General features: G+C 48.6%; 20 protein-coding genes. 7 read left to right on the top strand and 13 right to left on the bottom strand.

Annotation, left to right across the window (positions count from 1 at the left end; translation table 11 throughout):
* The first annotated feature begins 26 nt into the window (after positions 1-26).
* The 6 genes from J0A67_RS17560 to J0A67_RS17535 all read left to right on the top strand — a co-directional run bounded on the left by J0A67_RS17560 (position 27) and on the right by J0A67_RS17535 (position 8543).
* The gene (locus tag J0A67_RS17560; protein WP_206570702.1) at positions 27-2723 is read left to right on the top strand and encodes a BamA/OMP85 family outer membrane protein; all 2697 of its coding nucleotides are present in this window, start codon (positions 27-29) and stop codon (positions 2721-2723) included.
* Between the two features lie 90 nt (positions 2724-2813).
* Positions 2814-3344: an OmpH/Skp family outer membrane protein gene (locus tag J0A67_RS17555; RefSeq protein ID WP_206570701.1), complete on the top strand. Its 531-nt coding sequence runs from the start codon at positions 2814-2816 to the stop codon at positions 3342-3344.
* Between the two features lie 13 nt (positions 3345-3357).
* On the top strand, positions 3358-3909 hold the full coding sequence (locus J0A67_RS17550) for an OmpH/Skp family outer membrane protein (protein ID WP_206570700.1): 552 nt from the start codon (positions 3358-3360) through the stop codon (positions 3907-3909).
* A 58-nt stretch (positions 3910-3967) separates the two neighbouring features.
* Positions 3968-4276 carry a thioredoxin gene (gene trxA, locus J0A67_RS17545; RefSeq protein WP_206570699.1) on the top strand — a complete coding sequence of 103 codons (309 nt, stop codon included), beginning with the start codon at positions 3968-3970 and terminating at the stop codon, positions 4274-4276.
* 121 nt (positions 4277-4397) lie between these two features.
* On the top strand, positions 4398-5534 hold the full coding sequence (locus J0A67_RS17540; RefSeq protein WP_206570698.1) for a helix-turn-helix domain-containing protein: 1137 nt from the start codon (positions 4398-4400) through the stop codon (positions 5532-5534).
* Positions 5535-5645: 111 nt separating this feature from the next.
* Positions 5646-8543, top strand: a complete 2898-nt coding sequence (locus J0A67_RS17535) for a M1 family aminopeptidase (RefSeq protein ID WP_206570697.1) — start codon at positions 5646-5648, stop codon at positions 8541-8543.
* Between the two features lie 126 nt (positions 8544-8669).
* On the opposite strand, the gene J0A67_RS17530 is transcribed toward J0A67_RS17535, so the two are convergent.
* The 7 genes from J0A67_RS17530 to accD all read right to left on the bottom strand — a co-directional run bounded on the left by J0A67_RS17530 (position 8670) and on the right by accD (position 15838).
* Positions 8670-10214, bottom strand: a complete 1545-nt coding sequence (locus J0A67_RS17530) for a pseudouridine synthase (protein ID WP_206570696.1) — start codon at positions 10212-10214, stop codon at positions 8670-8672.
* Positions 10215-10337: 123 nt separating this feature from the next.
* Complete coding sequence (gene murQ, locus J0A67_RS17525; protein WP_206570695.1) at positions 10338-11156, bottom strand: N-acetylmuramic acid 6-phosphate etherase; 819 nt, start codon at positions 11154-11156, stop codon at positions 10338-10340.
* Between the two features lie 99 nt (positions 11157-11255).
* Complete coding sequence (locus J0A67_RS17520) at positions 11256-12098, bottom strand: N-acetylglucosamine kinase (RefSeq protein WP_206570694.1); 843 nt, start codon at positions 12096-12098, stop codon at positions 11256-11258.
* Position 12099: 1 nt separating this feature from the next.
* Positions 12100-12327: a cytochrome b5 domain-containing protein gene (locus J0A67_RS17515; protein ID WP_206570693.1), complete on the bottom strand. Its 228-nt coding sequence runs from the start codon at positions 12325-12327 to the stop codon at positions 12100-12102.
* On the bottom strand, positions 12327-13478 hold the full coding sequence (locus tag J0A67_RS17510) for a formimidoylglutamase (RefSeq protein WP_206570692.1): 1152 nt from the start codon (positions 13476-13478) through the stop codon (positions 12327-12329). The genes J0A67_RS17515 and J0A67_RS17510 overlap by 1 nt, the downstream gene beginning before the upstream one ends.
* Before the next feature lie 82 nt (positions 13479-13560).
* Complete coding sequence (nqrF, locus tag J0A67_RS17505; protein WP_206570691.1) at positions 13561-14862, bottom strand: NADH:ubiquinone reductase (Na(+)-transporting) subunit F; 1302 nt, start codon at positions 14860-14862, stop codon at positions 13561-13563.
* A gap of 133 nt (positions 14863-14995) precedes the next feature.
* A complete protein-coding gene (accD, locus tag J0A67_RS17500) occupies positions 14996-15838 on the bottom strand; it encodes an acetyl-CoA carboxylase, carboxyltransferase subunit beta (protein WP_206570690.1) in 843 nt (280 codons plus the stop codon).
* Between the two features lie 215 nt (positions 15839-16053).
* Here accD and J0A67_RS17495 point away from each other — a divergent pair, with 215 nt between their 5' ends.
* On the top strand, positions 16054-17685 hold the full coding sequence (locus tag J0A67_RS17495) for a carbon starvation CstA family protein (RefSeq protein ID WP_206570689.1): 1632 nt from the start codon (positions 16054-16056) through the stop codon (positions 17683-17685).
* An 8-nt stretch (positions 17686-17693) separates the two neighbouring features.
* Here J0A67_RS17495 and J0A67_RS17490 read toward each other — a convergent pair whose 3' ends face one another.
* From J0A67_RS17490 to infB, 6 genes are all read right to left on the bottom strand, one after another.
* Positions 17694-18857, bottom strand: coding sequence for a DUF3179 domain-containing (seleno)protein (locus J0A67_RS17490; RefSeq protein WP_206570688.1), 1164 nt, complete (start codon positions 18855-18857; stop codon positions 17694-17696).
* A 91-nt stretch (positions 18858-18948) separates the two neighbouring features.
* Entirely contained in the window at positions 18949-20049 is a 1101-nt protein-coding gene (locus J0A67_RS17485) for a transporter (protein WP_206570687.1), read from the bottom strand.
* Between the two features lie 26 nt (positions 20050-20075).
* Complete coding sequence (locus J0A67_RS17480) at positions 20076-21611, bottom strand: vanadium-dependent haloperoxidase (RefSeq protein ID WP_206570686.1); 1536 nt, start codon at positions 21609-21611, stop codon at positions 20076-20078.
* Positions 21612-21623: 12 nt separating this feature from the next.
* Positions 21624-22559 carry a transporter gene (locus J0A67_RS17475; protein WP_206570685.1) on the bottom strand — a complete coding sequence of 312 codons (936 nt, stop codon included), beginning with the start codon at positions 22557-22559 and terminating at the stop codon, positions 21624-21626.
* A 135-nt stretch (positions 22560-22694) separates the two neighbouring features.
* Positions 22695-23240 (bottom strand): hypothetical protein, encoded by a 546-nt coding sequence (locus J0A67_RS17470; protein ID WP_206570684.1) that lies wholly within the window; start codon positions 23238-23240, stop codon positions 22695-22697.
* Positions 23241-23626: 386 nt separating this feature from the next.
* The gene (gene infB / locus J0A67_RS17465; protein WP_206570683.1) at positions 23627-26482 is read right to left on the bottom strand and encodes a translation initiation factor IF-2; all 2856 of its coding nucleotides are present in this window, start codon (positions 26480-26482) and stop codon (positions 23627-23629) included.
* Positions 26483-26493 lie beyond the last annotated feature (11 nt).

The following is a 26493-nucleotide window of genomic DNA, read 5'->3' as shown; positions in this document are numbered from 1 at the left end:
GGCCTCTCAGGCCAAATTATAATCTTATGAAAAGAAGTTTATTAATTCTGTTTTGTTTGATATGGTCTGCTTCGGCATACTCCCAAATACGATTGGGACAGAGCCGCTATGCGTCAACAAAACCTATCAACATTCTGGAGTTGAACTATTCCAAACCCCAGAAATTCAGAATTGCCGAAATCAAGGCGGTGGGATTGACCACCCTGGACGAAATCGCCATCATATCCCTCTCTGGCCTCAAGGTCGATGACCGGATCGATGTGCCGGGAGATGCCATCTCCAATGCCCTCAAAAAACTCTGGGGCCAAGGCATCATCGGCGATGTGAAGATCCTCGTCACCAAGATCGAAGGCGAGGACATCTATCTCCTTTTGGATCTTGCCGAGCGGCCAAGATTCTCCAGAGTCGAATTCACGGGAATCAACAAAACCCAGGAAGGTGAGCTGCGTGACAAGGTAAACATCCGCGGTAGAGTGGTGCGGGATGATGTGCTGAACACCGCAAAAAGAAACATCGAAAAGTATTACCTGGACAAGGGCTACCTGAATACCGAGGTCAAAGTCTTCCAGGATCGGGATACCACGCTCCCAAACAGCGTCAAGCTCCGATTTGACATTGACATTAATTCCAAGGTCAAAATCAACGAAATCCAATTTTACGGCAATGAGGAAATCGGTGACCGCGCCCTGAAGGGTAAGATGAAGAAAACCAAAGAACACGCCCGGGTGGCCATCTTCAAGGATGTCTACTCCAGGATTGCAGACGCCGATGCCGCCAGTGTCAAAAACTCTATTTTGCACAGCGACACGGCCTCTGTCGAGGAGGTCAAAACTTACATCAACAAAAATTTCAAACTCAACTTTTTCGCCGGATCTAAATACATCCCGAAAGAATACCGAAACGACAAGGACGCCGTCATCAATTTCTACAACAGCCGGGGTTTCCGTGACGCAAAGATCCTCAACGATTCGGTCTATAACTTCTCCGAGGATAAGATCAACATTGACATCGATGTAGTCGAAGGCCGAAAATACTACTACCGCAACATCACTTTCTCGGGCAACTACATCCACCCCGATGGGGTCTTGCTCGCCAAACTGGGAATCCAAAAAGGCGATGTCTATGACAAAGAAAAGCTGGACAAGCGTCTGAACTATGACCCACAACGTGGTGATGACGTCAGCTCTCTATACCAAGACGATGGATATCTCTTCTTCTCCATCGATCCGGTGGAGGTGAATGTCTCCGGCGACTCCATCGACTTGGAGATGCGAATCTTCGAAGGCCCTCAAGTGACCGTGAACAGTGTAAGTATCAAAGGAAACGAGCGGACTTCCGATCACGTGGTCATGCGCGAGATACGCATCCTACCGGGACAGAAGTTTAATCGGGCGCTACTGGTCAGAACGATCAGGGAGCTCTCCACCTTGGGCTATTTTGACCCTGAAAAAATCAATCCGGATCTTAGACCAAATTTCGAAGCGGCAACTGTGGACATCACCTTCGAGCTGGAAGAAAGACCTAATGACCAGATTGAACTTTCCGGCGGTTGGGGCGGATTCTATGGCTTTGTAGGTACTGTCGGTTTGGTATTCAACAACTTCTCCGTGAGAAATATCGGGGACTTCAGCAAGTGGGATCCACTTCCAGTGGGCGATGGACAGAAGCTCTCGCTGCGCGTTCAAGCCAACGGCAAGACTTTTCAGAACTACTCCATCTCACTTACCGAGCCTTGGTTTGGGGGTAGAAAACCCAATGCGCTGAGCTTCTCCTTTAACCACTCGGTACAGCGACAAGTTGATTTCTACAACCAAGCCAATTTTGGAAACGAGCTTGGATACTTTAAGATCACTGGAGTCACGGTGGGACTCGCGAAGCGTGTGACGTGGCCGGATGACAACTTCAGCATCAGCAACTCACTGCAGTTCCAAAACTATGAGTTCGACGAATTCGGTACATCATTTGGTCTGAGCTATCCAACCGGTACTTCAAAAAGTATCACCTGGAATACCACCATCGCCAGAACCAACATAGACAACAATACCTTCCCACGGATGGGCTCCAACATCATGTTGTCCGCCGCTTTTACTCCTCCCTATGCGTCTTTGAACAAAAACATCAACGATGAGTCCCCTGACCAGGAGAAATACAAGTGGCTGGAATACCACAAGTGGATGTTTGACGCCTCTTTCTACACGCCAATCTTTGGATCCTCCAAGTTTGTGGCCAGTGCGCGTGCACACATGGGCTTCCTCGGCTCTTACGGCAACAAAATTGGAATTATTCCATTGGAGCGCTTTGTAATGGGCGGTGACGGGATGACCTTCAACAACTTTGCCCTCGGCCAGGAGATCATCGGTCTGAGAGGTTACGAAAACCAGTCTATCACCCCTGGAAAGGATAGTCGGGGAACAGCCAATCCAGACCCCTACGGTGGTGTCGTGTACAACAAATTCGTGACAGAGGTTCGATTTCTGGTCTCTCCAAATCCATCCGCAACCATCTTCCTGTTGGGTTTTGCCGAGGCTGGAAACAACTGGGGTTCATACAAAGACTACAATCCATATGACCTGAAAAAGTCCGCAGGCTTTGGCGCGAGGATCTTCATGCCGGCATTCGGACTTCTTGGAGTCGACTGGGGATATGGATTTGATCGGGTTTTCCCGGAATTGGAGCGAAGCGGCCCTCAGTTCCACTTTACCATTGGCCAGCAATTCAGATAATCTTGTAAGCAGTGATTCGTTTAGTTAATTTATGCAAAAAACGAGGGGCTATGCCCCGACTTCAAATGCCACTGAAAACAAGACGAACACATGGATAAATCACTGAAAATTGTACTTTTGCTGCTCATTCTGCTCCAAGCAGGCCCTCTGACAGCCCAAAAGTTCGGATATATCGATTCAGAATATATTCTCAACAAGCATCCTGACTACAAAGTCGTACAGGGCGAGCTGGACAAGTTGAGTACCGATTGGAAGAAAGAGGCACAGAGTTTGGATCAGGAGGTCAAGGACCTGACCACTCAGCTCAAGGCAGAGGAGGTTTTGTTGACTGAAGAAATGTATCAGCAGCGGCTCGAAGAGATCAAAGCGAAGCAGAAGGCCTCGCAGGAGTTTAACAGCAGAATATTTGGGATTGACGGAATGTATTATCAGAAGCAGGCCGAACTGCTTCAGCCCCTGCAATCCAAAATCTACGATGCCATAGAGCGGGTATCAAGAAGAAACAACTTGGCAGTCTTGTTTGACAAGGCGGCAGGCCCCTCAGCGATAATCTATACAGATCCAAGACATGACTACTCTGAGTTTGTCCTGGAAGAATTGGGAATTGAAGAAAACAATTAAATACAAACACAAAATGAACAAAGTAAAAGTTATCCTATCAGCAGTAGCGCTGCTATTTGTAGGATTTGCAGCTCAGGCGCAAGAGGTGAAAATCGGCTATACGAGCGTGGAATTTATCATGGACCTGATGCCTGAGATGGAACAAATCGGGGCTGATATCAAAGATTACGAAACCCAACTGCAAACCAATATCCAGACCAAGGTGGCGGATTTTCAAAGGCAAGTACAAGCCTATCAGCAGGCTGCCACCACCATGACAGACGAGGCCCGCGCGACCAAAGAACAGGAACTTGGAAAATTGGAGCAGGACGTACAAAAGTACCAGCAAGATGCCCAGGTGTCCTATCAAAGAAAATTAGGTGAATTGCTCCAGCCGGTTCAGACCAAGGTAATCAATGCGATCAACGCTGTAGCTGCCGAAAACAACTACACGCACATCTTCGCCGAGACTGCCGGACAGTCTCCGATTTTGCTCTACACCAAAGAAGACGACAAATTCACCGAGTTGGTATTGGCCAAGCTTGGCCTGAAGATGCCAGAAGCTCCAGCTGGAACTAATCAATAACCACTAATAACTTCCTTGAAAACCGACTCGTAACGAGTCGGTTTTTTTATTTTTATCCATGTCAAAAAAGAACCCCAAAGACCTCATCAGCCAAAGCCAAGATGCGATCCTGGTAGATTTCTATGCTGACTGGTGCGGGCCATGTCAGACCATGAGTCCGATTTTGGAGGAGGCATTGCGGGACTTGGGAGGGAAAATCAAGCTGCTCAAGCTCAATGTCGACAAGCATCCCCAGCTCAGCCAGCAGTTTGCCATTCGGTCTATTCCCCACTATATTCTTTTCAAGCGGGGGAAAATCCTCTGGAGAAAAGGCGGAGTGATAACAAAAAGAGAGTTGCTGCAGCAGTTGAAGGGCTTTGTAGGCTAAGTGACTCTTTCACGGTCTCAGAGACCGCAATTACAAGCTTTCACGGATTGTTTTATATTAGACAGGATATTTCGTAAGCAATCACACGATCAATTCTTGCCGATTGGCTAATCCTTTTTGTATGGAGCTTGACTTAAGCCTTATCAACATTTTGATTCTTTTTGGGGCGGTGCAGGGCATGACTTTCATGATTGCCTTATTTGCCAGCAGCAAGCACCCCGGGGCAAAATTTCTCGCGCTGGCTGTATTGGCTTTGGTTTACAATGGTCTCGAGACGTTCAACTGGAGCTCTAACCTGGAGCAATACACCCGCCTCTTTGACTATTTCCCTTTTGTACTCATTTTTTTGGTCGGCCCTTCTTTCTATTTGTACCAATATTCGCTTTTGCGTGCAGGCACAGCCCCTTCCCGCAAAAGAATTCTGATAAGCTACAGCCCTTTTATTTTTCAATTCACCTACCTCGCATTTTGTTGGATCGGCTATCTCCTGACCAAGTCGGAGCTTTTAAACTTTCAGCCCTGGCTTAGGAGCGCCGGCCAATTCTATGCTTGGTATAGCGAACCGGTCAGTGTGCTGGTCTTCTTGTTTTTCTTCAGCCTATCTGTCTGGGATTTTCGAAAAAACCACCGGGCGGCCCTCTTGGACAAAAGATGCTTGCAACCCAGAAAAATCGCAGTCGACTGGGCAAAGCAACTGCTGGTATTTCAGTTTCTCATGTCGCTCATTTGGCCAGCGACCGTAATCATCTCCTATTTCGATTTTTGGCCGTTTAGTTGGTCTGAGTACTATCCTGTCGAACTGCTGCTTGTTCTGTTTCTCTATTGGATTGCCATTGCCGGCTATTTCAGGATGCGCTCGATTACCGTAGAACCCATTCGGAAAAAAGAGAAACCATCCCAAAATGAGCCAAATTCTCCCGAAATGGACCTGATCCTACGTGCTATGGAAATAGACGAACTCTACCGCAATCCGGAGCTCAACCTTTCACTTTTGTCTGAGAAAACAGGCCTTCCTTCTAAAACCTTGTCTAAAATACTCAACCAATCACGTGGGGTAAATTTCAACGATTTTGTGAATTCTTATCGGGTGGAGGCATTTTGTAGGGAGGCGGAAAAAGCGGAAAACAGCAAGCTGACCCTACAGGGAATCGCCTTCGATTGCGGATTTAATTCCTCAGCCACTTTTCAGAGGACTTTCAAAAAATTCAAAGGCGACACACCCAAATCCTACTTCCAAGCCAGGAAGAAAGTGGAGTAAAATAGGAAGGGAAAGTTCTCAAATCAGGATTTGAGAAGTCTAATCCCAGCGTAAGCCAGCCATCATGGCTCTAAAAGCCGTTTTTTTGATCGGTAACAAAACCAACGCTCCATGCTTGCCTCCCCCAATTTTGTAAAGTCAGTTCTGCTAGCTTTTATGATGTTCTCCTTGTCAGCCATAGACCTCCAGGCCCAAGTCCAGCGGCTGAAAGGAAAAGTGGTCAATGGCAAAACCAAAGAGGAAGTACCCTTTGCCCACATCTACCTTTCCGAAATGGGAACGGGTGCAATAGCAGGGCTCAAGGGGGATTTCGAAGTGAGTTTCTCCAAACCCCTAATCGGCGAGGTCGAGCTGCGAGTAAGTTGTCTGGGATTTAAAGACGCAGAAGTGACCTGGAAAGTCAGCAGTGGATTTTTGGAAATCTCTCTGGAGGAAGAGTTGCTGGATCTTGAAATGGTAGAAATTCGACCCGAAGATCCCGTTGCACTGCTGCGGGCAGCTGCCGCAAACATCCCCAAAAATTACGGCACTGACAGTGCTTTCATCCAAGGCTACTATAAAAACAGCGCCCTGCTGGACAACAAAATCCTGCGGTATACAGAGGCTTTTATCGACATCATCCAGTATCCCTATGTGCTGCACGACGAAGAATGGGATCAAGTGGGCGACTCCATACATGTGAGGCAGGTGCGTACCATGCCTACGGAATATGACGACTGGAAAGTACACATCATGACTCCCTACGAAAATAATACTTATCAGCTTTTCAACCGGGATGTAGCAAGAGACTTTACCTCCAGCGTGCAGCGGGAGATGTTCATCTCAAACTACCATTTTGAATTGGAAGACCGGGTGTCACTCGAGGGAAGACCAGCCTACAAGATCTCCCTGGAACCAAAAAGAAAGCATAAATACGCAATCTGGACGGGACACCTCTACCTGGATGTAGAGACGCTTGCCTATGTGAAGATCGACTTCATCTCCACCGAAAAAGCATTTGACAAACTCAAGTCCCAAGCCGCTTATATAATGGTGTCCAACCTCTATAAGTTTCACTACAAGACCGGCGAATGGAGGGAAGTGATTCAGTTTAAACTCGATGGAGACAAATGGATCTTGGATGAGATCAACTCGAGTAAGATCTTCGAAATTTCAAGCAAGCCGCGCGGTTTGGACCATGCTCCCTTGGTTCATAGCCTCCATTTCAAGGCTGAAAGCGAGTCACCCGTTCCAGCGCGCTATTCCAAACCAATTCTCTCCAACGATATTGGCAGGGCCAATACCTATTTTCAGGAAAACTATTCGCCGGAGTTTTGGAACGCTTTTGATCGAAGCAAAGGAATCGAAACCCAAGACGTCTATGGATTCAAAGATGTCTCTCCCGACCAGAAACCCTACGAGTTCAGCAGGCTAGACACGCTGAAAGGTGGGCTGACGCCATTAAGGACTTCTTATGATGTCGGCTTTTATCACTTGGATGTGGAGGTCTTTCCGGAGGAAGAAGTCATTGCGGGGAGTAGTCTGATCCGATTCAAGGTCATGGAAAATACCGACAAAATCCAGGTCGACCTCTACTCAAAGATGCAGATCGACAGCATCCTGTATCGGTCTAAAGCCTTGGACTTTTCACGGGACTATGATGCGGTAACCGTGCAGTTTCCGGGCAATCTTTCAAAAGGTTCCATCGAAGAGATTCAGGTGTTTTTCCGCGGGAGACCATTGGATTACGATCCAAATATTCCCATGTACGCTTCCTTTCTTTGGACAAGAGACGAAAACGATCATCCTTGGATCCAGGCGATTTGCCAGGGATATGGGGCGAGCGGCTGGTGGCCGAACAAAGACCATCTCTCCGACGAGCCCGACTCAGCCCGGATTAGCATTACCCATCCGTCTGATCTCGTATCCATCGGAAATGGCCGGAAGGTCGAGGACAAGGAACTGGGGAATGGAAAATCACGTACGTCCTGGGCTGTCAGCTATCTGATCAACAACTACAACCTGATCCTTTATCTCGGAAATTACGAAGCATTGGCCGACAAGCTCAAGGGCGTAGAAGGGCAAATTGCCTTTGAAATGGATTTGCTGGAAGATCATGTAGCGATCGGAAAAAAGAAAATGGAACTAGTCCAGCCAGTCCTCGATTCCTTCGAGAAGTATTTCGGCCCCTACCCTTTTCCCCGTGACGGCATCCGTTTCGTGGACGCCCCACATGCCATGGAACACCAAAGTGCCGTTGCATTGGGCACAGAGTTTTTTACCGAAGAAGAACGGGACTGGAATGAATTTACTGATGAAAACTTCGCGAAAGGCTGGATTCCTGCCCAGCTCCTGCTTCATGAATTTGCGCACGAATGGTGGGGAAACAGCCTCAGCTGTACCGACAATGCCGAGCTGTGGATCCACGAGGGATTTGCCACTTACGCGGAGTCGCTATTTCTGGAAGATATCTATGGCTATGAGTCGGGGCAGGTTTACTTGAATTCGATGAGGACAGAGATGAACCACAAGACGCCTTTGGTGGGAAAATTTGGGGTGAACCACGTCCACTACGACATCGGGGACATGTACACCAAGGGAGCCTTGTTTTTGGATGCGCTGAGAAAGCTGGCAAGCGACGACGTCTGGTTTGCGTATCTGAAAGAACTTCAATCCACTTTCCGCCACCAAAGCGTCTCTTCACAGGACCTGGAGCGCTTGCTCAGCCAAAGGACAGGTCAGGACTTGAGCTTGCTTTTCCATCACTATCTACATGAAAGAGAATTGCCCAAGCTGGAGTATTATGTGAAAAGTCAGAGTGGAAAAACCTCGCTCTTCTATCGACTTGACAAAGATTTGGGTGAGGTGAAAATCCCGGTAACCTTCCACGCTGCAACTGAAAAAGAGTTGAGACTCTATCCGAACAAGGAATGGCAGGAGTTGAGTTTGGAGGAAGGTTCTGCCGAAGGATTTGAGTTTTTGGAAAGTAGCTTTCTGTTGGAGTATTCAGAAGTCAGCCCGCAGCGTTAATCCCCGACAAGGCCCTTCGACGCTACAAATATCAAACAGGGGAAAACAAAAACTCTCCAAGGGATTTGGAACCCTTGGAGCGTGGACAAACTAAAAAGGCTCTGTTTCGGGAGCCTTTCTTGTTTCTTAAGTGAAGAATTTCAGTCGGATCACTTCCTGCTCGGTGAGGAATCGATAGTGACCACGCTTTAGATCTTTTTTGTCCAGCCCGGCGTACATGACACGATCGAGGCCTATGACCTCATATCCAAGATGTGCAAACAGACGCCTGACTATTCGGTTTCTGCCAATGTGTATTTCCAGACCAAGAATAGTTCGATCCTTGGAGAGCACCTGCATGTCATCCACTTTCACGTCACCGTCCTCCAGAGTAAGCCCTTCCAAGATTTCCTTCTCGTGGTTTTGTGTCAAGGGCATGTCCAAAGTCACTTGATAGATCTTTTTTACCTCATTGGAAGGGTGCGAAAGCTTGGCGGTAAGCTCCCCGTCATTGGTGAAAAGCAACAAGCCCGTTGTATTTCTATCCAATCTTCCGACAGGGAAGATCCGCTCCTCACAGGCATTTTCCACCAGCTTCATCACCGTCTTGCGCTCCATAGGATCATCGGTAGTCGTGATGAAGTCCTTTGGCTTATTGAGCAATACGTAAACTGGCTTCTCCGGATTGATCTTCTTTCCTTGATAGACCACACGGTCGGTCTTCTTGACCTTAAATCCCATCTCGGTCACCACCTCGCCGTTGACGGTGATCAGTCCCCTGGCGATCAGGTCATCAGCCTCTCGTCGACCGCAGATGCCCGAATTGGCAATGAATTTATTCAGTCGAAGCAGTTCGCTTTCCTCTTTTCCTTTTGTCTTTCGGGCAGGAAGTGCATCGAAATTGTAATCGGGTCTGTCTGGATTCAGCTCTTGACGGTTTGGTCTGTTTTTGCCAAAACCACGTTTCTCAGTAGGCTTGTCGTCAGAAGACTTGGGCTGCTCAAAGCCAAAGACCGGCTTCTGATCTCTCCCCCGCCCCTTGTACACCAATTTCTCGCCAGAGTCTCTTGGTGAGGAGTCTTTTGAAAATTCCTTTTTGAAAAATGGCTTTTCGGATGAGTCGTCCTTTACAAATTTCCTTTTCGGCGAAAATCCTTCATTTTTGAACCGCTCCTGCTTATCACCAAAGGACTTCTTTGGAAAATCTCCTCCATCCCGCTTTTCGAATTTCTTTCCGGAAAAATCGTCCTTTTTGAACCGTTCGGATTTCTCCCCGAATGTCTTTTTCTGAAATCCGGAATCCTCTCTTTTGTCGAATTTCTTCTTGAAGCCTTCTCCCTTGTCAAATCGCTTGTCCCCAAAGGGTTTCTTGCCGGAGTCCCTAGAGTCAAAGCGTTTACCGTACGAAGGCTTGTCAGAACCTTTTTCATCGGAATTGAAAAATCTTCCCTTTGGCTTATCGCCAAATGAACGCTTGTTGTCAGAATCGAAGTTTGTTTTTTTGCCAAATGAAGGCTTGCCGTGGGATTCGTCTTTCTTGTCAAAGGACTTTCCCTTCTGGAAAAATTTCCCTTCCCCTTTATCGGATCTGCCTCCTTTTGGAGTAAAGTCCGACTTTCCGGAGGATTTTCGAGGATCGGAGTCTTTACCTCCCTCGTTGAAAAAAGGCTTTCTAGGATTGTTCTTTCTCATAAGTATGCAGCATCACTGCTGTAGTTTGTGGTGAATAATAAGCCATTGAAATTCAAACGCTTATTAGGGCTGCAAAGATACGCTTAAAGGCAGCAATTATTACTATGCGATTCAAAATATTCCTTAAGAATCTGCCCTGTTGTTGTAATAATATTCTGTAGCACTTCGGACAGATCCTTGAGAAATCAATAACCCATTCGCTTCCGAATAGTTCAGACCGGTCGCTTCCATGATCATCTTGGTACCCCGGTCTACCAATTTCGCATTGGAGAGTTGCATATCAACCATCTTGTTTCCTTTGACTCGGCCCAATTTGATCATGACAGTCGTCGAGATCATGTTCAAGACCAGCTTCTGCGCGGTTCCGGATTTCATTCGTGTACTTCCTGTGACAAACTCCGGCCCAACGACTACCTCGACTGGGAATTCCACGGCCTTTGCCAAAGGTGAATCCACATTACAGGTAACACATCCCGTGAGAAGCCCCTTCTCCCTAGCCACTTTCACTCCTCCAATTACATATGGCGTAGTACCAGAGGCCGCTATACCTATGACTGTGTCGAGCTGGGAAAAGCCATAAGCCTGGATATCCCGCCAAGCCATCTCTGGATCGTCTTCAGCATTTTCCACCGCCTTGCGAATCGCTGTATCCCCTCCCGCAATGAGGCCCACCACCCAATCGTGGGGCACCCCATAGGTAGGCGGACACTCGGAGGCATCCAAGACCCCAAGTCTTCCACTGGTTCCCGCACCAATGTAAAAAAGCCTTCCTCCTTCCCGCATTCTAGGAACAATCTGATCGACCAAAGCTGAAATTTCGGATATCTTCTCCTTCACCGCCGGTGCGACTTTGTGATCCTCGGCATTGATATTTTTTAGGAGATCGAGGGTATCCATCTTCTCCAAATTCTCATATAGCGAACTGCTTTCTGTGACTTTCATCTGTTTGATATTGTGTTTTCGTGGTCCTCGCCCATGTAGTATTCGGAGCTATCGAGAGGGATGTTGCAGGAAAAGTCGTTATTCCTGCAGACTACGACTTTATAGTTTTTCCTGATGATAGAGCGTGAGTCCTGCGATCGGACTTTCTATGATGATGTTGACGTTGATTCCCGAGTCTGCGGCAGCTTTTCTCAGGATATCAGAATTATAGTAAGCGATAGAGCCTACGAAGTTTGCAGGCTTTTGCCGAAAATCTGGGTACTTGAAGATGTGCTTTGCAAAGAAATCCTTGAAGGAATTATAGTACAAGCTATAGCAATATGGGTCAGCTTTGTTCTCTGTGATAAACCGGCAAAAACTAGCCATATACCTGCTCGGATAAGGCTGTCGATAGACATGGTCTTGAATGATGTCTTGGGTGATGTGGAAGCGCGCGATCGCAGCTTCGCGGATAGTGACAGGCATCTCCTCATGGATGAAATCCGTGAGAAATTTCCGTCCCACATAGCAGCCTCCTCCCTCGTCTCCCAGGATATATCCCGCTGCCGGACGTGTCGCCACGATGTTTTTGCCATCATAGTCGCAACTATTGGAGCCGGTCCCCAAAATACAGGCTATTCCTGCCTGATGACCACAGGTCGCATGTGCTGCGGCAGCAAGGTCGTGATCTATGTGAATCTCGGCATGGCGGAAGATGGCGCCCAGCGCATTTGCGACCTCCATTTTCCGATCAGGAGCGGAGCAGCCGGCCCCATAGTAGTAGATCTGATCGATCTCGCTCTCCAGATTAACCAAGAAATCATGGCGCATCTGAATAGCCATCTCCTCTGAGGTCATGTAGTAGGGATTGAAGCCCACACCCCGATGTTGGCTGATCCTGCCATCCCGGTGGATGACCCGCCAGTCTGTCTTGCTGGTACCGCTGTCTGCAATTAATATCATCTTATTGTAATTGGCCTACGGCCCGAAATTTTTCGAATACCTTCTCTGTATGCGGTGCATCCACCAACTCTTCCGTCAGATCCTGGCCTGCCCAGTGCTCGTAATGCATGCCCTTTTTCCATAGCCTAGACTCACTTACGTCATAGATCACTCCTCTGTAGGCCACCCATATCTCAGGCCTATCCTGTCCATTTCGGAGTGCCAGTTGTTGTGCAGAGTAGATCTTCATCAATACAGCTTGATCTGCGCATTGATCCAGCGCTCTGGGATCTCCCCTTTTTGGGCCACCAAGTAGTCCGAGTAGCTGCATGGCACAGTGCTCACCCGATCGTACCTTCCCGTCTCATTGTGCGGAATTTCCATCCACCACTTTCCGCTTCTTTTGCTTTTGTAAAACACCAAGTTATTGGGCTTGGTATCCAAAGACACGGTGTATTTGATATAATCCGCACTTTTGAATGAAAGGCTGTCCTTTCTCGAATAAAATCCCTCGACAAAGTACCAGATCATCACCGCCGCGACCTTTGCGGTTTTGTTGTTTGCGTCGTCGAAATAGGGATCATATCCATAGAGTCCAATCGAACTCAGTTTCTCATTCATGCCGGCAAACCAAAAGACCTGGCAGGCCTCTTCACCGCTAAGGCCAAAGGGCTGCGCATCAACCGCTCCTGGGGCGTCCGAAGACTGGATGGCGCTCAGATCAAAGCTCAACAAATCCGCGTCGCGGATCAAGGGCTCCGTCTCTTTGAATTTGTCACGGAGCTGACCCAGTCTGACATGGTCAAAATATAGCTTCTCCATCACATTGATCAGCGTGGGATCTACCAAAAAGCTTTGGTATGCCAGGTGCGTATAAGAAAAAAGGAAATTGGGCTGATGGAGCACGATCTCCTGAGTGTGGCGATCGTCTTCCGGGCCAGATTCTTCCATGTCCACCTTGGAATCCACCGTCACCAGGGTTACGAGCTTCTTCATCTTCTGATAGGAGAGGTACTGCCCATAGTCCAGGTCATGGGATCCACCGAAGAAAATGGGAAGGATTTGGCTCTTCATCAAAAATTCCCCAACCTGTCTGATGTTTTGATAGGTATCGTTGAGGGATTCTCCAGAAATCAGATCACCCAAATCTGCGATCCGGTACGGGACCAGTCCTTTTTTTAATTCGTAGAGCTTTTCCCGGATCTCGCTGCTTCCCCGCTCTATGCTTTCCGACCTCTTTGCTCCTCGTTTTTCTTTTATCCCAACAAGTGCAATTTGGATGCCTTTCAGGTCGGGGAACTCTGTCCGATGTGCGCGAATCTGATGGCAAAAGGAATTTTCCGAATACTTTTTCTCAAAAAGAAAATCAGCAACCGGGTCAAAAAAAGACTGAATGTTCATAGCGTGGTGATGGGTGTTTAAAAGTAAACAAAAATGGTACTAAACTAAAAGATCCCGCCGAAGCGGGATCTTTTGTGAAATTTTATCCTCCGAAGTCATCGAAGCGGATATTTTCTTTAGGAATACCCAGATCGTCTAGCAACTTGAGTACTGCGGCGTTCATCAATGGAGGCCCACACAGATAGTATTCGATTTCGTCTGGCTCAGGGTGGTTTTTGAGATAGTTGTCATAAAGCACCTGGTGGATAAAGCCGACATATCCGTCTCCTTCGCCATCCAAGGACGTTTTGACCTTCCAGTTATCTTCCGGAAGCGGCTCAGAAAGTCCGATGTAGAATCTGAAGTTAGGGAAGTCTTTTTCGATATCCCGGAAGTGGGGTACATAGAAGAGTTCTTTCTTCGAACGTCCACCGTACCAGTAGGACACTTTTCTGTGGGTCTTCTCAGTGTGGAAAAGGTGGAAGATTTGAGCTCTCAAGGGAGCCATACCTGCACCACCACCGATATAAATCATTTCCCTCTCGGTTGGGTTGATGTGGAATTCACCATAAGGACCGGAGATGGTCACTTTGTCACCCGGCTTTCTGGAGAACACGTAGGAGGAGCAAACACCTGGATTCACGTCCATCCATCGGTTGTTGGCGCGATCCCAAGGTGGAGTCGCGATACGGATGGTCAGCATGACGATGTTTCCTTCAGCTGGGTGGTTGGCCATGGAATAGGCTCTGAAGAGCGGCTCGTCATTTTTCATGACCAAGCTCCAAAGACCAAACTTGTCCCAATCACTCTTGTACACATCTGCCGGGTGTCCCAACTCAGGATGTGGAGTGATATCCATATCCTTGAAGTTGACGGTAATCGCAGGCACGTCGACCTGGATATAACCACCCGCTTCGAAATGAAGGGTTTCTCCTTCAGGCAATTTCACCTTGAATTCCTTGATGAAAGTAGAGACGTTGTAGTTGGAGATCACCTCACATTCCCACTTCTTGATACCGAAAATTTCTTCCGGTACGCGGATCTTCATGTCCTGCTTCACCTTTACCTGGCAAGCCAATCGTACATTGCCCTGCTGCTCGGCACGACTCAGGTGCCCGACTTCCGTAGGAAGTACATCGCCGCCTCCGTCTTCCACCACGCACTTGCACATGGCGCAGGTACCGCCGCCACCGCAGGCAGAAGGCAGGAATATTTTCTGATTGCTGAGTGTGGAAAGTAAGCTGGATCCGGCAGAAGCCACGATCGCATTTCCACTATCCCCATTGATTACAATCTTCACATCCCCTGAATTGACCAGCTTGGACTGGGCAAAGAGAAGGATAAACACCAGTAGCAGGATGATCACCGTAAATGCTACAATGGAGGTAAGAATAACTGAACCCATGAAATTTTGATTTTACTTTTTCGTCTGGATTGAACCCGATTTGGGAGCACAAATATATTTATTAATCCAGAAAACAGGCCAAACAAAAACAATTTTGACCTGATTCCTTGAGGCTTTTTGATGAGACTCGTGATTAATTGTTCAGGAGGTTGAGCAAGGTGGTCAACCTGGCCTTCAGCTGCCGTCTGTCGATGATGAAGTCGAGAAATCCGTGTTCCAAGACAAATTCGGCGCTCTGGAAACCCTTGGGTAGGTCCTTGCCTATGGTCTCGCGAATCACCCGCGGGCCCGCAAATCCGATCAATGCTTCGGGTTCGGCAATGTTAAAATCTCCCAACATGGCATAGGAAGCCGTCACACCACCCGTAGTGGGATCCGTAAGGAGTGAAATGTAAGGGATAGCGGCTTGGTCTAGCAGCGCAAGCTTTGCGGAGGTCTTTGCCATCTGCATCAGTGAAAAGCCTGCCTCCATCATCCTTGCTCCCCCGGATTTGGAGATCATCAGAAAAGGAACCTTGTGCTTGAGCGAATGGTCGATGGCCCGTGCGATCTTTTCCCCAACTACCGAGCCCATAGATCCTCCGATAAAGTTGAAATCCATACAGGCTACCACCAGATCGAGGCCGTTCATCTTGCCGTATGCGGTACGTACGGCGTCGTTTAGTTCGGTCTTCTTGATCGTGGCTTCGATGCGGGAAGTGTAGGGTTTGGTGTCGCTGAACTTCAGGGGATCGCCGGATTTCATATCCGCGTCCAGTTCGGTGAATTTGTTGTTGTCAAATAGGATTTCGAAGTATTCCTTGGAGCCGATCTTCACATGAAAATCATCGTCAGGGCATACGAAAGCATTGTTTTTGAGCTCCCGGGTGTGGATAATGTTGCCGTTTGGAGTCTTAAACCAAAGCCCATCAGGAGCATCTTTTTTCTCGGCGGTGGAGGTTTTGATGCCTTTGTCAGTTCTTTTAAACCAAGCCATATTGAGTTGTTAGGTTGTTATTTGACAAGTCAAAGGACGCAAATTTAGACCGAATCTCCATATAAATAAAATTAAGGGCCAGGATCGCGGCTAAACCCTTTCCTTTTTCGCCCCAGAAAATTCACTTAATCGCGGGATGAATTTCACATTGTTCTAAATTGCGACAGGATTACCAATTTCCAGAAAAGCCAAATCCCCTTTTTCCAGAATAAACCATGAGTTTAGCCCTCCTTCTCCTAATTTCCGCAGTTCTTCTTTTTGCCGCATATAAGTATTACGGTTCATTTGTCTACAAAAAATTCGGGCTCGACAATTCCCGCAAATCACCAGCCCATCTTTTGAGGGACGGCGTGGACTATGAGCCCAGCAAGCCGATTGTTGTTTTGGGACACCATTTCGCTTCGATCGCAGGCGCGGGACCCATCGTGGGACCGATCATCGCGGTCACCTTTGGCTGGATTCCCGCCGTTATCTGGATCTTGGTAGGGGGCATTTTCTTTGGGGCTGTTCATGACCTGGGCAGTATGGCCGCCTCACTTCGTACGGAAGGCAAGTCTATTGGCGTGATCATCCGAAACCAAATCGGCCCTAAGGGTAAACAGCTTTTTGTCCTGTTCAGTTTTTCGACGCTCATTTTGGTCATCGGGGTCTTCGCGGATATCATCGCCAAGACCTTCATCGCCAACCCAGGCGTAGGTTCGGCTTCTATTCTATTTATCCTGCTAGCTGTCGGCTTCGGATTTCTCAACCGAATGGTAGGAAATGGGAAGATTGCCTTTGCCATCATCACAGTAGTCGGTGTGATCCTGATGTATTACTTCGTGTATCTGGGCACCCAGATTCCCATTTCGCTCAGTTATGAATTCTGGATTGCCGGCCTATTGGGTTACGCATTTTTGGCTTCTGTGGCACCGGTCAGCTTGCTCCTGCAGCCCCGAGACTATCTGAACAGCTATCTGCTCTACGGAATGATGATTGCGGCAGTCGCAGGTGTTTTTATCGCCAATCCCCAAATCGAGATGAGCACCCAAATCCAAGCCTCCAGCGAAAGCTTGGGTTTTGTTTTTCCCGTGCTGTTTGTAACTATCGCCTGCGGGGCAATATCCGGCTTCCATTCTCTGGTGGCTTCCGGTACTACTTCCAAGCAGCTGGACAAAGAGAGCGATGCAAAAATCGTGGGCTTTGGTGGCATGCTCATTGAGTCATTTCTGGCCATTATATCGGTAGGCGCCGTGGCGATTCTATCGCGGGAAGACTATACCAGCCGCCTCAGCGCGGAAGGTCCCGTAGCGCTATTCTCAAACGGCATCGGTGGGATGATTGCCACTTTGGGCATTTCAGAAACTTTCGCGGTTGGATTTGTTGCCCTGACTGTTTCGGCTTTTGCCTTGACGACTCTGGATACTTGTACCAGGTTGGCTAGGTTCACGCTTCAGGAGTACTTTGAGGACATGCCCCAGCCGACTGCCCAAGTTGTAGCGAAAAACCGCTATCTCTCCACAGGCATTGTCGTACTTCTGTCCGTCTTGCTTCTACTTTCAGGGGAATTCGGCACCTTATGGCCGATTTTCGGGTCAGCCAATCAACTTCTGGCCGCACTTGCCTTGCTGACGATTGCCGTTTGGCTCATCCGAAAAAACATCCCCGCCACCTTTGTCATGATCCCGATGTTTTTCATGTTCACAGTTACTTTGGCTTCGCTCGGTCTGTTTGCCTGGAAGAATTTCCAGGAAAAAGGCTATGTGCTCGCAGTGATCGCGGCGCTGCTATTTGTGCTGGCGATTGCGCTGATTTATCTGGCATTCAAGAGTCTAAAGACCGAGTCCAAGTCTACTGTGGGAGCGTAAAACCCAGCCTATTTTTCCGGTTCGTCGGGATAAATTGCAGAGTTGGGCCTGAAAGTCCTCCAGCTGTGCCAAAACTCCTGGTAAGCTTGGACACGCATGAGATCTGGATGGACAGCGTCGAGTGATTTGCCGGTGAAAGCATATCCTGCGGAATCTACATAGAGGGTATCCCCGGTCCAGCGAAATTCCGAGGTGCCTATCGGCAGTTCAAAAGCGGCGAAGCTTTGGGTATCCGGGTGCAAAAGTACCAGCAACTCCTTCTCTCCAAGCCTATCCCGAATGGCCCCATCTTGTCTGAGCGCATTCCAGTCGTAGGCTTTAGCTTTTCCGTCCAGCACCACACCCACTACCCAGGATTTTTCATTCCAGGAAAAAGGGTTGGTTCCCGTCAGCTCGCTTTCGCTTTTCCCTTTTTCAAACTTTCCGAGCGAATCATATTTGGACATGAACTCTGGATCGGCCGCCATGATTTTCCCATCTGGATAAGCTCTGAAAAAAGCGCCGGCAGTGAGTTGAATGGATTCGATTTCATCCAGTTTTTGGCCTTTCAGTACGCCAGTGATCGCTTCACCTGTGGCCTGCTGCCACCAGCTTCCGGTCTCCGAATCCTCAAACATGGCATTGAAGTGGTCCATGCCTACCAGGCGAAATCTCTCCGGCTCGCCATCGATAAATGGGGAAAAAACCCTTCCCGTACGGCATACCGAGCAATAGGTCACCATGATCGGCTCTCCCGCGAGTGTATCGCGCACCTGGTGATGGTATACAATGTAGCGGATCGGATAGGCTTTTGCCTCACCTCGTCGTTCGACCACCACCACGAGCGTGCTGTCGCTTTGCTCAAATGACTCCCTGTCCATAAAACCGAGATTCTTAGGCTCCTTAAACATGGCGTCGGCGGCCATTTTGAAATTAAACACCAGGCCCAGGGTCAAAGCCAATACGAAGCTGCCTATCGGAAGCCATCTGCGGGAAGTGGACAAAGCCGGCCTTGTCCCAACTAATACCAAGATGGCAAAAGCAACGCGAAACACCCACCGATATTGATGCAGGAAATAAGCAAAGTCGATGGAATTTAACCGCTGGCTGCCCGGCATGGGCATGATAAAATAGACTTTGAGGAACTCGAACAGGATCAACCCGACTATTCCAAAGTAAAACAAGCGCTTCATCAAGTAAGAAGTAGGATGGGAAAGTCAATAGGTGGCTAGCCGACTTCAACATCGGCCAGCCACCATGAACTGAAAGGGGTAGGTCAAAAGATCAATTGAAAGGACTCTCGATCTTTTTGGGAATTCTCCAGGCCAGGGAAAAGTTGATCAGGTAGTCGGCGAAAGCCGCATCACCGTGAACCTCCCGATCTGGTGTGGAATTCTCGATATCGGTCACGCTTTGGGTTCTGTTTCTGTACAGAGCGATTGGCACATTCAGTGTACCGGTGACGTTGCCCCGCATGTAGCTGATTCCCGGCTCCACGGACACGATGTATCCAGGCCTTCTAAATCCCTCACTTCCGCCAAAAACATCACGGACGGGAATCCCTTCTACCCTGAACCCAAGGGAGGCGCCCAGTCCGTGAATCTTCTCAAATGACTTAAACACACCCGTTCTGGCGGCAAACTGATCGGGCACACTCATGATTGCTTCATTTTCCCTACTTCTGTTGGTCGGTGTTCCATTGGTTTCTTTGGGATTGAACATATAGAAGCCGTCATAGTACCAAAAATAGGTGCCGGAGATATTCCATAAACCCTGAAAATCAACGATTAGACCCGTACCTCCATCTCCCAACTGGATGGACTGGTCCACTGTCAACTCGGTAGGAGTCTCCTCTTCGCCTTTATAGAAGGTACTGGTCGCCGCATAGTCGCCAGTAGGGAATTTGAGTCCGAGGCCAATAGCCGTATTCCCCTTTTTGGCCTTCTCCCCAGAAAGCAGCCAATAGCCCGCACCAATTCTCATATCGCTGAATCCGCTGGAATAGGTCGTGTGTCTATCTGTGCGGTTGTGTTCGTAGAGTGAGCTTCGCTCATTGTACTGGAAAGGAAGAGAAACAATCCCATACAGTCTCTCGCTGAAAGCATAGCTGACGTTGATATCCAAGCCGTGCTGGTAGTTGATCACTTCTGTACCGTTTTCAATTCGCTCGGGCTCTTCGTGTGATCCCCTGAAATGTCGGAATGATTTGAAATAACGGTAGTTCATACTGATATTCCATTCGCCCTGATTGAGGATATTGCCCTGCCCGACCGCATTTCCCAAACCGGAAAATTGTCGGATGGCCACGCACCCTTGGGCCATTGATTGCTGGCAAAACCCAAGTGTTGCCAGAACTAGAAATGAGGTGAGTATATAGTTTTTCATGTCGTTCAATTTTTAATAATCATAGTTTAATCAGCGCCATCCGAAGCGGCTCTGTTTATTGAATATTGTGCAACGTTCCTGCCTTGCTGTGTGCCCACGGTAGCATCGAAGCTCCAATGTATGCCTCCATATACTCGGGATACCGCGGCCTCTTCGGCCCAGGCTCTTACCATAGACGCTTCATTTGGAAAGATGTAGGCCAATACTTCTGAGGCCGCTGCAGAAAACACCGAATGGCCAGAAGTGTAGGAGGGAAAATTTGGCGTGCCCGCAATCGTCTCAAATCCATCGATTTGCTGGATCGGACGGGGATAGTGATAATAATATTTTGCGTCCCAACAGCTGATTCCACCGTCCATGATGGCCATGTTCATGTAAGCCAAAGTTCGGGCTGCTCTGAGGGTACTCATTTTATACTTTACTATGAATCGGTTCGCAAAATCATTCCAGTGCCCTGGAGGAGTGTATGTACCAAGCCCATCCTGCCAGAAGTTGGCGATTTTTCTATGCTCCAAAGTCCTCTTGGCGGCGTAGTCTTTCAGCATTTTAACATCCGCTTCATATTCCTCAGAGCCCGGCACTGGAGGCATACCCGGACGCGTCGCCTCGACATTGGGGACGTTCCACATTTTCACTTTGCCAAAAAGCGGAGTCAAACCAACCGGACGCTGGGGAGATTCCAAGTTGACCCACTTCCACCCAAATCGCTCAAAAGCTGCATTGGCAATCGAGTCAGAGACGGCCTTGGAGGTTTGGGCGTTTTTCATGCCATCGGTGGAAGCCCTGGCAAGGGCTTTCGCGGCAATGTCGTTTCCTATTTTGGATCCAGCTTCGACATCGCTTGAGACAAACTCGCCTGATAAAAGCAGGCTTTCCAGATGCTCCTTTTCTTTTTGTTCAAGGTAGGCCGCTTCCAAGGGAAACATCGCGGTGAGAATCTTTCGCGAGGAAGACGCAATCACCGCCCCGTCCGAAGGATAAGCGGGGATTTCCTGTTTGATGTAGGCAAAAGGAATGGAAGAATCCACCTGGTAGGCTGCGGGGCGATTGTAGAGATACTTGTAGTGCCATGCTGCAATCAATCCGTCAAACTGGGCCACCGATAGGTAAGCGAGTGCCCGACTTGCATAAGGCGGATGGGCAAAAGGGAATCCTGGAGGTCCTTCGGGGGTCGCAGGGTTAGGAAGCGTATAGGTACCATCTGCATTTGGCCCGGGGATGAGATTGTATTTGGCGATCAATTCCAAGGCGATCTCATTCCACCTCACCACCGGGTTATTGGTCCAGCGGGTCAGATTCTCTTTTTGCGCAGCAGTCATATTTTGGATGGCGGACTTGGTCATCGCCAGTTCGCTTTGATAGGCGGACGAACTAGTCTCAGCAGGAACCGGAATTTCAAGCTCCGATCCCGCAGAGATCAATACCGGTGACCATTCTCCACCATCCTCGTCCAAAGAAGCATATTGGTAGCTTTCAAATTCCAGCTCGGTAGGCAAGTCTTTGTGGCAAGCGCCCAAAGAAAGGAGTATGACCGAGGAGATATATAGTAAATGTTTTTTCATGTAAAATCTCTGTTATTTCAAAAGCCTAAACTGGTAGGTTACCCCTGCTCCGAAGACGGACATCTTCGGCGCATTTTTTCCATCGATGACTTCGTTGTAGTAGGCCAGCACACCCAGGCCTTTAATCTTTGGAAAATAGTAGTGCGCAAAACCACCGACTCGGTCCATGTTGACCTGGTTGGTGGGCTGGGGTGCATTGTAGGCGCGGATATCGTCTCCCGAGGTCGAGCGCTGCCCGCTGTAGTTCAATTCGACGCGAAGGCTATTGGCAAAGAACCATTTGCCCACCACTGCCTCATAGTTCCAGGAGCTGGGTACATCCATCCAAGCGGTGTAATAGCTGCCATCGTTGTAGTAGTACTCACGCTCGGCTTCGGTATATCCCTTCCAGATATACCCTCCCACACCTCTGAGATACAATCCATTGTTCCACTTGTAGTGGGCGATTGCTCTCCAGGCCAATTGCGGAGTTCCCAAACCCAAGGCGTAGGGCTGGTAGTCTGAAAGGTAATCGGACGCACGGTTGGAGAAATTCAAAGAGGCATAGGCCGAAAACTCACCCTTTTCGGAAGTTTTCTTCACCGCCTGATATTTCAGACCCAAAGAGTAGTCCTGAAATCCGGAAGTGCCGGCAAATTTCCCCCCATTGGGAAGCGTGGAATTGGTGGAGACGTAGGGCAACCCCACATAGAAATCAAGCTTGTCGGTGATCCCATAGGCGGCCATTAGCAGAGCGGTCCTCCGCTTTACGGTAGCGATTGTGGCATTGGTCCGAAGCGTGGATCCCTCCCAATATTCATCAAATTGGCCGAATTCATAATTTCCTAGGAAACAGATTTCCCGATGGGGCATCATCAATTCGTCCGTGGGCGACTGGGCCCAAGTATAGCAAGTCAGTCCCAAAAAGAGCGTAAGCAGCCCCATTTGGAACTTCGAGTAGAAGTTCATTTCAGATAAGGATAGATAAATTGGAATGTACAGGCCAAAAGGGAAAAGTAGATAAACATAGTTATCCCCCTTTTGGCAAATTTTAAACGCATGCGGCTTCATCCCATTCTATCTGGAATGTCGCATGAAAAAAACTCAGGAAAGCTGAGGAGGTGGAGAGTCTGGCGTGGAAAAACGACTCATGTAAGGTGAAAAAATAAACCCAATCTTATTTTCAATGGCGCTTAGGCCGATTTGATCTAGTTGATAGACCTCAGCTTCGATGTAGTCCTTTACAAAGAGTTTGAGCTGGGTTTTCCCATTCTGATCCTGGGGCAGCGCGTCGTCGGTCAAGGACGCCACCCAACTTTTCACTGTAGAAACCAAAGCCCTTCGCGCAGTATCCGGAACGTAAACGATCTGCAGGGTGTCATTTTGATAGCGTTGTTTGATAGCCCTAAAAAACTTGCCATCCTTTTCAAACTTGGTATTGGTAGGCTGAAAATCCTCTTGGTTTGACATGTAGGGGGCCGAAAGCGGAATCTCCATCATACGCTCCTCCAATGCGCCCAACTGCTCCCCGTAAATTTTGTCCTGCCAGTTGCTCTCGATGGAATACTGATAGGAATAATAGAATGCGTAGTAGCCAAAATGGTACATGGCAAAGCAAAGTAAAAGTGCTATGGCTACGGCTTTTCTCAAGGGGTTATCTGGGATTCAGTTCGAAAAATAATGAAAAAAAAATCCGATTGTCAAAAAACCTGAAATTTCATTCAAACAAAATACACTATCCTAAAAAAGAATCACTTGACAGAATATTATACTTGGAAACCTTCCAAAAAAGCAAGAATCAACAGAAGTGCAAGCGAAATCAAGAACGCGGTCCCATAATAACGAACTACCTTCCGGCGATTGAATCTATCCAAGAACCACAAGACAACTACCGGCCTAAAAAGACCAAGCCCAATGCTTAAAAGAAAAATGCCCGAAAGGAAAAGAAGTGATAATTGCAGTGCTGCTATCATTGGCTAAAAATAAAAAAGGAACGACTGTCGCCGTTCCTTTTTCTTAATGAATCATTTAGAGAATTATTTCTTTCTCTTGATTTCCCTCATTTCGTATCCTTCAATCGTGTCGTCAATTTCGATGTTGTTGAAGTTTTTGATAGAGATACCGCACTCGTAACCAGCTTTCACTTCGGATACGTCGTCCTTGAATCGCTTCAACTGATCGATCTCGCCTTCGTGGATTACGATACCGCCACGGATGACTCGAATCTTGTTCTTTCTGGTGATAAATCCGTCGGTGACGTAAGAACCTGCAACGGTACCCACTTTGGTGATCTTGAATACTTCCCGTACGATGATATTACCGGTGATGACTTCTTCAAATTCTGGCTCAAGCATACCTTCGATCGCATCCTTGATCTGGTTAATCGCATCATAGATGATGGAGTAGTGACGGATTTCGATCTCCTCTTGCTCAGCCAGCTTTTTGGCGTTGGAAGATGGCCTTACCTGGAATCCCAAGATGATCGCATCCGATGCCGAAGCCAGCAAGACGTCTGATTCGGAGATCTGACCCACACCTTTGTGGATGATGGATACCTTGACCTCGTCCTTGGACAGCTTGAGCAAGGAGTCAGAAAGTGCCTCCACGGAACCATCCACGTCACCTTTGATAATGATATTGAGTTCCTTGAAGCTTCCGATTGCCAAACGGCGACCGATTTCATCAAGTGTAATGTGCTTCTTGGTACGCAAGCTCTGCTCCCGCTGGATCTGCTCTCTGGAGTTGGCGATTTCCCTGGCCTCACGTTCGGTATCATATACTTTAATGGAGTCACCCGCTTGCGGTGCGCCGCTGAGACCAAGTACCTGTACAGGAGTAGATGGGCCAGCCTCCTTCAGCTTCTTTCCTTTGTGGTCAAACATGGCCTTCACTCGGCCATAGTGCTGACCTCCCAGCATGATATCGCCTACTCTTAGCGTACCCGCCTGCACCATGATGGTAGCTACGTAGCCGCGTCCCTTGTCAAGGGATGCCTCGATCACAGAGCCTACTGCATTTTTGTCAGGATTGGCCTTCAGCTCGAGGATTTCTGCTTCGAGCAATACTTTCTCCAGCAACTCGTCGATACCCTGACCAGTTTTCGCAGAAATGTCCTGAGACTGGTATTTACCACCCCACTCTTCTACGAGTAGGTTCATGTTTGCTAATTCTTCCTTGATCTTCTCAGGTCTAGCGTTAGGCTTGTCCACCTTGTTGATCGCAAAGATCATCGGTACGCCCGCTACTTGCGCGTGATTAATGGCCTCCTTGGTCTGGGGCATGATGCTGTCGTCCGCTGCGATCACAATGATCGCGATATCAGTCAGCTTAGCACCCCTTGCACGCATCGCCGTAAAGGCTTCGTGACCCGGAGTATCCAGGAAAGCAATCTTGTGTCCGTCCTTGGTCTTCACATCATAAGCTCCGATGTGCTGGGTGATTCCCCCTGCCTCGTCAGCGGTCACTTTGGACATTCGGATGTAATCCAGCAAGGATGTCTTACCGTGGTCGACGTGTCCCATGATGGTGACAATAGGCGCTCTCTCGACCAGATCTTCATCCTCGTCCACTACTTCCTCCACCATTTCGTCTTCAATTGACTTGGTGAATTCCACATCATAGCCAAATTCGTCGGCAATGATGGTGATAGCTTCGGCATCCAATCTCTGGTTGATGGAAACGAACATGCCGAGAGACATACAGGTGGAGATAATCTGGTTTACAGATACATCCAGCAATGCCGCGAGGTCATTGGCCGAGATAAACTCGGTTACTTTCAGTACTTTGGACTCATCGCCCTCGATCTCGGTATCGCGGTCTCTTTCAGCTCGCTTGTCTCTACGGGATTTGGTCTTTCCTCCTCCTGGCTTTGAGCCCTGAAGGCGCGCCAGAGTCTGTTTGATCTGATCTTGAATTTCCTTTTGGGTAGGCTCGGCTTTCTGCACACGCTGAGGGGCTTGATTGCCACCTCTTTGCTGATTGCCCCCAGGTCGGTTTTGCCCTGGTCTGTTTGGCCCTCTCTGATCCTGAGGAGGCCTGTTGCCTTGACCTGGCTGTCCACCTTGATTTGGGGTTCCTGGCTTGTCTATTCTCTTACGTGGACGCTTTTTGTCCCTGTTTCTTTCATCGGAAGAAGCAACCGGACCGGATTTCTTCTTAGCCCGATCCACAGGCAGTTCGATCTTTCCTAGAACGGTCAGCCCCTTCAGAGAGTCCGCTTTTGCTGCAATCACCTGATCCTGTGCAGGTGCAGGCTCCTCCTTGGTTACCTTCGGCACCTCAGGAGCTGGTGTAGCCGGAGGCGTTGGGGCTTGCGGTTGAGCTGGTCTAGGCGCCTGATAAGGTGGCCTTTCAGGCTGGCTTGGCGCAGGCTTTCTCTGCTCCTGCGGCTTATCCGCTTTTGGCGTAGCAGGCTGTTGCACCGGCGTAGGCTTCGGTGTGGGTGCAGGAGCTGGCTTTGGAGTCAAATCGATTTTGCCCAAGATCTTAATGCCCTCCAGCTTGGGAGCTTCGGGAGTGATCTTTTCCGGCTCCGGCTCGGGAGCGGGAGTTGGCGCAGGCGCTGGGCTTGGTGTGGGTGCGGCAGGTTTTGGTTCTTCCTTATGAACCGGGGCAGGTGCAGGCTCGGGAGCCTTCTCCTGTTTGGGTGTTTCAGGTTCGAGCGAAATAGGCTCGTGACGCTTCCCTATTGAAAGGTGGGAAGCTTCCTCTTTTTCAAGAGCCGAGGATTTGAACTCTTTTTCCAACATAGCCACTTGTTCCATGGTTATCTTGGAATTAGGATTGTTCTCTACCTCAAAGCCCTTCTTAGCCATGGACTCAACGATGGTTGCCGTACCCACGTTGAGTTTTCTGGCTATTTGGCCTAAACGCATCATTTTCTCGTCTGACATAAGCAAAAACC

The sequence above is a fragment of the Algoriphagus aestuariicola genome, from assembly GCF_017254835.1.
Taxonomy (GTDB): Bacteria; Bacteroidota; Bacteroidia; order Cytophagales; family Cyclobacteriaceae; genus Algoriphagus; species Algoriphagus aestuariicola.
Note: the sequence above shows the minus strand (reverse complement) of the source record. Positions and strands in the feature narration are given on the sequence as shown.